Raw genomic sequence first — 12,155 nt, forward strand, 5'->3', positions numbered from 1 at the left:
TTAATGACAATTTAAATTCACTGCTTAAAAAGATTCGGGAAAATTTCCCAATTTGACCGCTTAAATCACGGATTAAGATGCATATCGGATTCATAGGATTAGGTAAGATGGGGTATAACCTCGTCGCTAACTTGGTAGAGCACGGCCACACGGTTGTTGGCTATGACATCAACCCCGATTTAGTTGAGGCAATCGGGCAGGAGGGAGCGAAAGGCGAAAACTCCCTCGAAGGACTATACAAAGCGTTGCCCGAAAAGCGCGTACTCTGGCTGATGATTCCGGCAGGTCCGCTGGTTGATAACGTAATCGAGCAACTGCTGGCCTTTATGCAGCCCGGCGACGTAGTGATTGATGGCGGTAACTCGCATTATAAAGATTCAGTACGTCGGCATGAGTACCTGAAGCAGAAAGGTATCGGATTCCTGGACTGCGGCACAAGTGGCGGCATCAGCGGTGCGCGGAACGGCGCCTGTACGATGGTTGGTGGAGATGCTGACGTCATTGAGCCACTACACGGCGTTTTCAATGATGTTTCGGTTGAAGACGGTTATCTCTACACGGGTCCTGCTGGTAGTGGACACTTCACCAAAATGGTTCACAACGGTATAGAGTATGGCATGATGCAGGCCATTGCTGAAGGATTTGAAGTGCTCGAAAAAAGTCAGTTTCCCGTAAACTTCGAAGCTACGGCCAAGATGTGGAATCACGGTTCGGTGATACGTAGCTGGTTGATGGAACTGACCGAAAACGCATTTAGTAAAGATCCCAAGCTGGAGTCAATTAAAGGAAAGATGTTCTCATCAGGCGAAGGAAAATGGACGCTCGAAACGGCACTTGATTTAGGCGTTCCGACCCCAGTTATTGCTCTTTCGCTGCTTATGCGTTATCGTTCGCTTCAAGACGATACGTTCACTGGTAAAGTGGTCGCGGCATTACGTAACGAATTTGGTGGTCATGCCGTTGAGAAAAAATAATCAAGGCGAATCAAGATTGGTTTAAATGTTATTAAAAAAAAATCGTTAGTATTACAGAAGGTTCGGCAGTTTCGATTGTTGTCCAAAACGAAATCGAGACTTGCCGAATCTTTTTTTTAACCTTTAACTGCCGTAACATACATGAAGGTATTAGGCCCCATTCAGGACCCCACGTTCACCCCAGGGACTTACAATCGATTCGACAAGTTCTTTCTCCAGTTCATTAAAGACGAACGCGACCTTCCTTTCATTTATCTTACACTTCGTATAACGTTCATTCTGATTCCGCTGAGCATCCTTCTGTTCATGCCCTTTGTAACGGGCTGGCTTTGGTGGACTGTGGTTGCGGTACACTTCGGATTTAGTAATTTTCACTTCAAAGGCCCGTTTGGGCTGATGTTGCATTGCACGAGCCACCGGCAGTTTTTCAAATCCGAATACGACTGGATGAATAAATACCTGCCTTGGATCGTTGCCCCGTTTTTTGGCCATACACCTGAGACGTACTACAGCCACCACATCGGCATGCACCATCCCGAGAATAATCTGGAAGATGACGACAGCAGTACGATGGCATTCCAGCGCGATAGTTTCCGGAGTTTTCTGGCTTATTTTGGCCGGTTCTTCGTAGTAGGCGTTCGCAATTTGCTGACGTATCTGCGTACTAAAAATCGCCCCAAACTAGCTACCCGTGCCCTCACTGGCGAGATTATCTTCGGTATTGTTGCCATAGGATTGCTTTACGTGAACTGGGTGGCTACTGTACTGGTTTTTCTCCTTCCTCTAGTCATTTTTCGACTGATCACGATGCTAGGTAACTGGACACAGCACTCCTTTGTCGATTTTGAAGATCCGGGTAATGCCTACAAAAACAGCATTACGTGTATTAATGTGAAGTATAACAAGAAATGCTGGAACGATGGCTACCACATTAGCCACCACATTCGTCCGGCTATGCACTGGACTGAACATCCCGGTTTCTTTCTGAAAACGATTGATAAATACGCACAAAACCAAGCTGTTGTTTTCGATGGGCTGGATTTCCTGCAAATTTTCTTTCTGCTGATGCGTAAGCGTTACGATACCTTGGCTAAGTATATGGTGAATATAAATGGAGCCTTTGCCGACGAAAACGAAGCCATTGCCTTACTACGTCGACGTACGCAACGTATCGTCATGCAAACCAACGTAGCAACCCTACCCGAAGCAGCAGTCATTGCAGCGTAGTCCTGTTTACGGTTTTTCACAACGTAGCGACCAAACAACAATGCTATTTGTTTGGTCGCTACGTTGTGAAAAACCGTCGTTTATCAAACAACAGCAAACTAATTCACACTCCCGCCATCAATTCGGGCTTCGATGATACGTTGAATAGCGATTGATACGTTAGATAGGAAATCGTAACCAGTAAGCGTCTCCAAGTTATCGACGCTGGTGAGGTAAGCTCGCCAGGGTTTGTCAGCAGCCGATTGTTCGTTTGGGATGTTTACGGCAATCAGTCGCGTGTTTTCTGTAACCTGGAACGTAGCGCCCGAACTGGCTGGAATAACAATTAGTATTTTCCAGAGCGTTGCCGGAACAGTCAGTTTGCCGCCCGCCAGCGTAGTAGCGTAACCATTCTGGCCTGTGCCACCTGTGCCCGAAACACCCGCAATAATATACACATCATTACCACCAAGCATTAACTCTCGTTCGTAATCTTCTAAACTTTTCCAGACTTCCCGGTTATGCCGCGGGGCTTGTGGCACGATGTTGGTTAGGAGAAATGTAGCGGAATTATCTTCAGGCGTTGCATCACGGTCATCAGAGGGGCAGAGATGGCCCCGGTCGAAGCCAGTATTGGTGTAATCGGAAGTGCGGACAGCATACCAGCCAGAGGGTATGGCCGGGTCGGGTTTGAAATCGTTGGTACGTCGGCTGTCGCCTTTCCAGGACGGGCTCAGATGCCAACTCACCCAATTGGCAATGCCTCGGCTGCGATTATACGACAGGACGTACTGCGACCGACTAATGAGATAGTTATCTGGATTCTGAATCGAAGCACCGCTTGGATTGCCCAGCGCAATGTTGTCGGTACGGCTGAGTTCGGTAGTTGTCGAAGCTGGTTTTATAGCCCGACAACCTGATATAAACCAGGCAAACCCGAAAACAATCAGAAATGTTTTGATTTGATGATACACTTTAATTGATTTTGCTGACATTCTTACGGAACTTTACAATCCATAAATGTAGTGATTCTCTCCTTAGACTACTCAAGCAACGTAGGAACGAATCAAATTCATTTTAAACGACGAGTTATCTGCTGTTATGGCTAAAAAAAAGCAATCGGGTTATGATTCATCACGCCCGGTGACTCCCAAACCTGTTCAACCCACCAGTACGCCAGTTCGGCCAGCTGCTTCCCGCTCCGTCGAAACGGCTCAGCGACCACCGGTACGTCCAACGTCAACACCCCCTAAACCAACCCCGCCTGCTGCTACGTCTGATCTGCCGATTGACAGACGGCCAGTCGCTTGGTGGCCAGTTGCCGTATTAGGCTTGCTGGGTGTTTTACTGTATGTCAATACGTTTGGGCACATGTATGCGCTGGATGATATTGCCGCCGTTGGGCAAAACCTGTTCGTGAAAAAAGGATTAGCCGGTATTCCTGATCTGCTACGTACCGAATTCTGGCACTTTAGTAATATTTCGCTGGGGTATTACCGTCCGCTCTCGCTCATTACGTTCGCAATGGAGCAGGAATACTTTAAAGACAATCCGAATATCAGCCACATGATTAATGCTGGCTTATATGGACTTACGGGCGTAGTGATCGGAATATTGTTGCAGAAATGGCTCTCAGGTCAGGTGATTATTGCCTTTCTGATCGGCCTGGTTTTCATCGCTCACCCGCTTCACACTGAAATTGTTGCCAACATCAAAGGCCGCGACGAAATTCTGAGCTTTCTGTTCATCTCTCTGATGCTCTTAACGTATTGGAAGCATCTGGAAGCCAAATCGCAGTTCTGGTTCAAAGGACCTGCTGCCGATTGGGCCCTGGGTGGTTTGATGGGCTTGTTTTCGATTGTTGCTGGCTGGGTTATTGGCAGTAGTTTGATGGTCAATACGTTGGGTAGTACGGTTGGCGGTGTTTTAGGCGTTCTGATTATGGGGGCTTTGTCGGGAAGCTGGCTTGGACTGGCCTGTGCTTCGCTTTATTTTGCTTTCCTGTCAAAAGAATCATCCATTGTTAGTCTGGCCCTGATTCCGGCAATGCAATACTGGTTCGCAAGACGTAACATCTGGCAATCAATGATTAGTCTATGGCCGTTTTTGGTGGTTGCTGCGCTATTTTTCTACCAAAAGCAGAAAATGATTGGTACTCTCAGCGGTGCACCTCCGGTTGACTGGGCTAACTATCCATATGCCATTGAGAAGACGCAGAAATCGACCATGTTTAAGTTTCTGATGTATTATATCCGCCTGCTGATCTTCCCGCATCCGCTGGTGTACGATTATTCATACAACGTTATTCCATCGGGTGGCAAAGGTGATTTACTCACTTGGGCAGGCTTTTTCTCGTTCCTTGCGCTGATATGGTTCGCTTGGAAAGGTTTCGTGAAACGGACGCTCTGGGGCTTTGGGATATTCTGGTTCTTCGTGACGATGGCTCCTGGCTTGGGCTTCATCTGGATACGGGGCGGTATTTTCGCTGAACGTTTTGCGTATGCTGCTGTAATGGGATTGGGCTTTGTGTTAATCTGGGCCCTGCAGAAACTGTTGATTAAAACCGATGCTGACGCTACGTCGAAGCCGATGTTGGTACGTTACGCTCCCTTGTTAGGACTTATGGCCGTGGTTGGTGGCTTGTATTCATTTAAAACCATTGAGCGAAACCCGGACTGGAAAAATAATTTTATCCTGTTTAATTCGGCCTTGCCTTATGCGCCGAATAGCTGTCAGGTACAACGGCACGTAGCGAATGAGTGGATCGAAAAAGGTTTGAAAGACCGTACTAAGGCCGACTCGATTGCCAATGCCACCAATGCGCTCAAGCCAAAGCCGACGCCCGACCAGATCAAGAAGGCACAGGCGTTGATTGATACCAATATTGCGCACGCAAACAAGCACGGACGTTGGGCGCTTGACCATTTGCAGGAGTCGACCCGCATTTACCCCAATTTTGGAGAGGCTTATTTCTCGATGGCTTATGTTTTTCAAAAAATTACGCCAAACGTCGATTCTGCCAAACATTACTATAAGCAAACCATCCGGGCCGCCAATGCATACGCTCCTGCTTACAATAATCTGGGGGTTATTTACCAGAGCGAAGGGTTTGCGCAGAACAATCGGCAAAAGCTGGAACTGGCTTCCTATTACTACAATCGGTCGATGGTTGTGAATCCAGCTTATGTAGACGGTCAGAATAACCGGGCCAGTTTAATGAAAGCAACGGGTATTGATGTCAAAATCATGCCAGATTCAGTTATCAATAAGTATTAAACGTAGTAACGTTGGGCAAAACCGCGTCACGTTAGCTTCAAAAAGTCCGTCTCTGAATCAGGGGTGGACTTTTTGGTTTTGTCGTCTAAATGGCTAAATCCAGGCAGTTTATCAACCGGTTTTTAGCCGTAAATTTGAGTTCTTAACCAAGCACTTCGTACATGAACACTCGCCTTATAACCAGACGGTTTTCGGCCATTTTACTTTCGCTCGGCTGGATTTTCGCTTCCCAAATTGCCCAGGCTCAATCGAAACAACGTTATGCGAATCTTCAACAGGCTGTCTTTTCGGGCGGACAGTTGAGTGGCTCGCAGGGGCCTCGTTCGGTTAACTGGATCGATGGCGGTAATAAATTTTCGTTCATCGATGGTCAGAATACTATCAAAACGCTGTCGCCAAAAGACCAGAAAGAAGAAATAGTTTTCGACGGAAGCCAGTTGAAATTTCCGAATTCCGATAAGTCGTTTTCATACGGCTCATTCCAATGGTCGAAGGATTCAAAGAATATTCTGTTTCAAACCAACTTTCGACCTGTTTACCGTCGTTCAGGTGTTTCAGATTACTATGTCTACTCAGTTGCCGACAAAGCCTTGAAACTCGTTGCAAAAGACGCGCAGACGGCTGAACTATCGCCCGACGGACAGAAAATAGGCTATGAGCGGGGCGGTAATATGTTTGTATTTGATTTTGCGACACAAAAAGAAACCCAACTCACCGACGATGCGAAACCAGCATTTTACAATGGTCGCTTTGGCTGGGCCTACGAAGAAGAGTTTGGTTTAGCACAAGCCTGGGATTGGTCGCCCGATAGTAAGTTTATTGCTTTCTGGCAGTCGGACGAGCGAAAAGTGCCAATTTATAAAATGACGGATTACAAGGGTTTCGATGAAAAATTTGATTCGTTACCTTATCCACGCGTTGGCGATCAAAACCCAACGGTACGTATTGGCGTAATCGAGATTGCCAACCAGAAAAAAAACTGGATGAACGTTGATCTGGGCGATGGCTATGTTCCTCGCATCTATTGGACCACGCAGGAAGGCCAACTCGCGCTGATGCATCTCAATCGGAAGCAAAACCATCTTCGCCTGTTCATGACCAACGCACGCACTGGGGAAGCAAAGCAGGTGATGGAAGAGAAATCAAATGCCTGGATCGACGTATTTGATTTTTTTGCGGGTATAAATCACCTGCTTTATTTCCCGGCGGGAGTGCAGGAGTTTTACTGGGTTTCAGAACGCGATGGATACGCACATCTGTACCGCTATGATTATTCGGGCAAACTGCTGAACGCGGTCACTAGTGGGAAGTGGGAAGTCACATTTTTGCATCACATAGACCCAAAAGCGAAGAAAGTTTATTTTACCTCGACCGAAGCCTCGCCCCTGGAACGGCAGCTCTTTGTAGTCGATACCGACGGTAAAAACAAACGCCGGCTCACAACAATACCAGGTCGGCATACAGTTAACTTTTCGCCTAATGGACAGTATTTTATCGACAAGTATTCCAACGTATCGACGCCCACGCAGGTTGAGTTGCGCGATATAAAAGGGCAGCTCATCAAGGCGCTTGAAACCAATCAGAAAGTATCAGATTACGTAGCAAACCATGGTTTCGCCCACAAAGAGCTGACTCGTTTTACTACGTCAGACGGGCAGCCTATCGATATATCAATTATCAGACCGCTGGATTTTGATCCTAGCCATAAGTATCCTATGGTTATGGATATTTACGGTGGGCCGGGCGCGCAATCGGTTTATAATGAATGGTCAGCAGTAGGATGGCATCAATGGCTGGCTCAAAATGGGTACGTAGTAGTAAGCGTAAATAATCGCGGAAGTGGAGGGTATGGCCGCGACTTTGAAAAGGTGGTTTACGAGAAATTAGGTAAATACGAAAGCATGGATTTTGCCGAAACAGCTGCCTGGCTAGCTAAACAACCCTGGATTGATGCTAGTCGGATGGCGATTCGGGGGCATAGCTACGGCGGCTATACCAGCAGCTATACGATGCTTACGCACCCTGGCGTTTTCAAAGTTTCACTGGTTGGCGCTCCCGTAACCGACTGGAGGCTTTACGATTCCATCTATACGGAACGATATATGGGCCTGCTTCCTGAAAATGATGAGAAGTACAAAATCAGCGCCGTATCGCCCTACGCGAAAAATCTGGCGGGCAAAATGTTCATAGCCCACTCAACGATGGATGAGAACGTACACGTCCGTAACACATTCCAGCTTATGAACGCGCTGGAAGATGCTGGAAAAGATGCCGACTTACGAATTTATCCGCCCGGTGCGCATGGCGTTGCATATAGCGCAGCTACGCAACTTTTGCTGTATCAGCAATACACTACGTATCTGGAAACGAATCTGAAAGGCACACCTGAGGCAAACTAAAAAGGAAGTAAAATGAATGCCGGTTTTATGATGACGTATCATCATAAAACCGGCATTTTGATTTCAGAAGGGCTAACGTAACGCCCGTCGAATCACTTCTTCTACGGTCAGGTTTGGCTCGGCTTTCAGCGCGTCGTCCACGCTCTTCTCGGCAGTTGCTTTAGGGAAACCTAAGGCCATCAATGCCGCCAGCGATTCTTCACGGACAGGGTTTGCTGTCTGCTGACGGTACGTTGGCCCATCTGGAACAACGCCCGCGCGTTTCATCTTGTCGCGCAGTTCAAGAATGATACGTTGGGCGGTTTTGGCACCGATGCCTTTGATCGCTTGTACGGCACGAACGTTCTCGCCTAGAATCGCCAGACGAAGATCGCCGGGTTGCATAGCCGAAAGCATACCCAAGGCCGTATTTGGACCAACACCTGATACGCCAATCAAATCCAGAAAAAGGGTTTTTTCATCGGCATGAGCGAAGCCATAAAGCGCCTGATTGTCTTCCCGAAACAGGTGATGAATAAATAATTTTATACGGTCGCCACCACCGGGAAGTGCCGTATACGTTTGCAGCGAAATATGAACAGCGTAACCTACGCCATGTACGTCGATGATCGCATACGTAGGCTCCTTGTATGACAAAATTCCATCTAAATAAGCAATCATTCGTGATCTGGAAAAGCTTGTTTTTGAGGTTGTTACAGTCTATAAAGATACGAAAAACCCACGACTTTTGGTAGTAAAATCGTGGGTAAATACTTGCTTTTCGCTACGTTTAGCCAACAATCAATTTCTGTCCGGGACGTAGTGAATTGCTACGAATATGGTTCATTTTTTTTAGCCGCTCAATCGTTATGCCGCCGTAGCGCTGGGCAATGTTCCACAACGTATCACCATCCTGAACGCGGTGATAACGTGGCTTATAACGTTTGGTTTTGGCCACTAAGGCTGCTTTTTTGTGCCCTTTGGCTGTGCCTTGCTCAGCTAAACGCTCAGCGCGTGTCTCGGCTACTTCTTTCAGAATAACCAATCTTTGCCCACGCTGAATTCGAGTTGAACGAAGGTGATTCCAGCGTTTCAGGTCATAAAGCTCTACGTTGAAACGAACGGCAATATCGCCCAAATTATCACCTCTCCGCACCAGATACGTTTGTTTCCGGGGTTTCCGCATAACCACCGTTTCCAGATCTTCTTCCGGTTCGTCGTCAGATTCAGCTGCTACAGCAACTTTTTCCGCTATAGCAGGTGTCTCTTCCAGACTGATATTGGCCAATGGGTTACGGTTCAGTGCGCCCCACGACTTAGCCGAATCATTACCATATCGGATATCTTCGGCCGATGCCAGCAAAATGTGCTCCATCCGACCGGGCATTCGGCCGGCAGAATCCAGAATTGCCCGGCGATTACTGGCAAAATAATCGTACTGCTGACGAGGAACACGTAGCGGATACCGACTTGTCGTGCTGGGTAGAATTGTGGTTGTAATGGCCGGATTCATCTTCTGTAAATCGGCCAACGGCATGGTGCTGTGTTTGGCAAATGATTCCAGATTGAAATAACCGCTAACTTGAATCGTATCGTGCGGAATGGGACGTTCGTAATTTTCAGCAACGATGCCGTGGTCTTCCGCGTGATTCATCAAATAAGTAAAGGCCACAAACTGAGGAACGTAGCCACGTGTTTCCTTTGGTAAGGCATCGTAGATCGTATAAAACGAATCACCCCCTGATCGGCGCATAGCCCGTTTTACGGCACCCGGCCCGCAGTTGTAAGCGGCCATCGCTAACTCCCAATCGCCGAAGATTTTGTATAAATCGCGGAGGTATTTGCAGGCGGCTTCGGTGGCTTTTACCGGGTCCATCCGTTCATCGACGTAGTCATCCTGATAAAGCCGTAGATCGCGACCAGTGCCAGGCATAATTTGCCATAAACCACCAGCACCAGCTCTCGAAATGGCGCGTGGGTTCAACGCCGATTCAACAATGGAAAGGTATTTTAACTCATCTGGCAGACCGTATTCTTCTAGCATTCGCTCGTAAAGCGGGAAGAAAAGCGGCATACGTTCCAGCATAGTGCGGGTGTAACTCGCCCGACGAAACGTAAAGTAATCGACGTATGCCTGTACGGCTTTGTGGTAGTTTAACGGTATATCTTTCTGTAGTTTCCCCAGCCGTTCACGTAGCAAGCTATCTGGAACGGTCGGAACAACGGCAATCGTATCTTTTTTTAGGACCGTACTGTCTGCTTGAGCTGTAGTATTTGACCGATATGAGCTACCCCCAACTGAACTGCCACCGATTGGATCTCCTTGGCTTGGACTCGCGTGACCTGCTATTGATAATCCCACTCCCACACATAACAGCCCCACGTTCAACAGGCTACAGTTCAAATAGTTCATAGATGTTACGTTTGTGTTAATTGACTATTGCCAGATGTCGATGAGTTGACAACGTAATACCGCCTATTTTCTGTTTTTATCTATTTCAAAATGAAAACAGACAGGATAAACTCAATCAAATGAGGTACTTACATCATTTTTCTTGCCAAAGCTACCAGACTCCCTTCAGCGAAGGGCGGAGCCATAATTTGAAAGCCTATAGGCAATCCGTTCTCGTCGGTTCCGTTCGGAATCGAGATGGCGGGATATCCAATTACATTGGCCTGTACTGTAAAAATATCAGCCAGATACATCTGTAACGGATCATTTGTTTTTTCGCCCAGGCGAAATGCGGGTGTGGGTGTGGTTGGCGAAACCAGAAAATCGTATTGTGTAAAAAGCCGCTCCGTTTCCTGACGTATCAGTTGACGTACCTGCTGAGCTTTCGTGTAGTAAGCGTCATAATAGCTGGCACTGAGGGCAAACGTACCCAGCAGAATCCGCCGACGTACTTCGGGACCGAAGCCTTCTGTCCGACTTTTTTTATACAACGTCAAAAGGTCCATTGTTGATGTACCGTTCCCTCGACTTCTGTACCCATAACGTACTCCATCAAAACGCGACAGGTTTGAAGAGGCTTCGGCCGTGGTCAGAATGTAGTACGTAGGAAGTAAATATGTTAAAAGTGACATGTCTACTGGTTCTACTACGTGACCGGCGGCTTTTAACGTATCGAGTTGGCGCTGAGTAGCTTCCCGGATGGTCTTATCAATACCTTCACTTTCTACGCCATCGCGAAGGTAGGCGATACGTATTGGTCGGTTAGGGAGGGTAGCGGTGGAGTACGTAGCGACGGGTTGTGTCGATACCGTGCTGTCAAATTCGTCAGGGCCAGCCATGATTTCGAGCAACAGAGCGGTATCCTCGGGCGTGTTGGCAATAGGACCGATGCAATCGAAGGAAGATGCGTAAGCAATTAGTCCCCAGCGGCTAACTCGACCATAAGTTGGTTTCAGTCCAACAACGCCACAAAAAGCGGCTGGCTGCCGAACGGAACCACCCGTATCAGAACCAATGCTAGCTAAACAAAGTCCGGCCTGAACGGCCACTGCCGAACCACCGCTCGAACCACCGGGTACACGGTCAGGATCCGCAGCGTTACGTACCGGTCCAAAAGCCGAATTTTCGTTGGAGGAGCCCATCGCAAATTCATCACAGTTCTGTCGACCAATGATAATTATATCTTCGTCGAGCAGCCGCTGAATGGCGGTGGCTGTGTATTGCGCGGTGAAGTTTTCCAGAATCCGGCTACCCGCCTTAACCTCATGTCCGGCGTAGCTCAATACGTCTTTGATGCCAATGACCATACCGGCCAACCGACCAGCTGTGCCAGATGCTAATTTCTGGTCAACAATGTCGGCCTGCTGGCGGGCTTCGTCGGCGTAAACTTCGGTGAAAACGTTAAGATGCTGGTGTTCCTGAATGCGGGTGAGGTATTGCTCTACCAATTGACGGCAGGTAACCGTGCCAGAGTTGATAGCAGCCTGAATAGCAGAAAAGTTACGATAAAGGGTCACAAGCAATAGGGAATATTTGTGGGCCACTACGTAGCGCCAGACCACAAACGGATATAAACAGACAATCAGGCGGTTCCACAATGGAGCCGCCTGATTGTCTGTTTATGAAAAAAGACTTATTTCTCTGATTCTTTCAAACCCTCTTCGATGTTTTCGCGGACGTCTTTGGTGGCGTCTTTGAACTCTCTAATGCCTTTGCCAAGGCCCCGTGCGAGTTCGGGTAATTTTTTTGCTCCGAAAAGAAGAACGACCAAAGCAAAGATTAGGATCATTTCACCTGTACCCAATCCGCCGAGAAAACCCAAAACAATTGCTGAAACCATGATTTCTGGAATTTGAATGTATGCAAAAT

9 protein-coding genes are annotated in these 12,155 nt (G+C 47.6%); 4 read left to right on the plus strand and 5 right to left on the minus strand.

The features are described 5' to 3' along the window. The first annotated feature begins 77 nt into the window (after nucleotides 1-77). Together gnd and ACYVF1_RS06185 are read left to right on the plus strand one after the other, a co-directional pair. The gene (gene gnd, locus ACYVF1_RS06180; RefSeq protein WP_461076663.1) at nucleotides 78-974 is read left to right on the plus strand and encodes a phosphogluconate dehydrogenase (NAD(+)-dependent, decarboxylating); all 897 of its coding nucleotides are present in this window, start codon (nucleotides 78-80) and stop codon (nucleotides 972-974) included. Between the two features lie 141 nt (nucleotides 975-1,115). Further along, nucleotides 1,116-2,201, plus strand: coding sequence for a fatty acid desaturase family protein (locus ACYVF1_RS06185; RefSeq protein ID WP_461076665.1), 1,086 nt, complete (start codon nucleotides 1,116-1,118; stop codon nucleotides 2,199-2,201). Between the two features lie 98 nt (nucleotides 2,202-2,299). Here the strand turns inward: ACYVF1_RS06185 and ACYVF1_RS06190 are convergent, their stop codons facing one another. After that, the gene (locus ACYVF1_RS06190; RefSeq protein ID WP_461076667.1) at nucleotides 2,300-3,175 is read right to left on the minus strand and encodes a DNA/RNA non-specific endonuclease; all 876 of its coding nucleotides are present in this window, start codon (nucleotides 3,173-3,175) and stop codon (nucleotides 2,300-2,302) included. Nucleotides 3,176-3,281: 106 nt separating this feature from the next. Here ACYVF1_RS06190 and ACYVF1_RS06195 point away from each other — a divergent pair, with 106 nt between their 5' ends. Together ACYVF1_RS06195 and ACYVF1_RS06200 are read left to right on the plus strand one after the other, a co-directional pair. After that, nucleotides 3,282-5,456 carry a tetratricopeptide repeat protein gene (locus ACYVF1_RS06195; RefSeq protein ID WP_461076669.1) on the plus strand — a complete coding sequence of 725 codons (2,175 nt, stop codon included), beginning with the start codon at nucleotides 3,282-3,284 and terminating at the stop codon, nucleotides 5,454-5,456. A 161-nt stretch (nucleotides 5,457-5,617) separates the two neighbouring features. Continuing rightward, nucleotides 5,618-7,855 carry a S9 family peptidase gene (locus ACYVF1_RS06200; protein WP_461076671.1) on the plus strand — a complete coding sequence of 746 codons (2,238 nt, stop codon included), beginning with the start codon at nucleotides 5,618-5,620 and terminating at the stop codon, nucleotides 7,853-7,855. Nucleotides 7,856-7,927: 72 nt separating this feature from the next. Here ACYVF1_RS06200 and ruvA read toward each other — a convergent pair whose 3' ends face one another. The 4 genes from ruvA to ACYVF1_RS06220 form a co-directional block, all read right to left on the minus strand. Further along, entirely contained in the window at nucleotides 7,928-8,515 is a 588-nt protein-coding gene (ruvA, locus tag ACYVF1_RS06205; protein WP_461076673.1) for a Holliday junction branch migration protein RuvA, read from the minus strand. Nucleotides 8,516-8,624: 109 nt separating this feature from the next. Next, nucleotides 8,625-10,247 carry a lytic transglycosylase domain-containing protein gene (locus tag ACYVF1_RS06210; RefSeq protein ID WP_461076675.1) on the minus strand — a complete coding sequence of 541 codons (1,623 nt, stop codon included), beginning with the start codon at nucleotides 10,245-10,247 and terminating at the stop codon, nucleotides 8,625-8,627. 128 nt (nucleotides 10,248-10,375) lie between these two features. Next, on the minus strand, nucleotides 10,376-11,803 hold the full coding sequence (gene gatA, locus ACYVF1_RS06215; protein WP_461077829.1) for an Asp-tRNA(Asn)/Glu-tRNA(Gln) amidotransferase subunit GatA: 1,428 nt from the start codon (nucleotides 11,801-11,803) through the stop codon (nucleotides 10,376-10,378). Between the two features lie 116 nt (nucleotides 11,804-11,919). After that, nucleotides 11,920-12,126 carry a Sec-independent protein translocase subunit TatA/TatB gene (locus ACYVF1_RS06220; protein WP_461076677.1) on the minus strand — a complete coding sequence of 69 codons (207 nt, stop codon included), beginning with the start codon at nucleotides 12,124-12,126 and terminating at the stop codon, nucleotides 11,920-11,922. Nucleotides 12,127-12,155: the final 29 nt, after the last annotated feature.

This window comes from Spirosoma flavus, assembly GCF_054778555.1.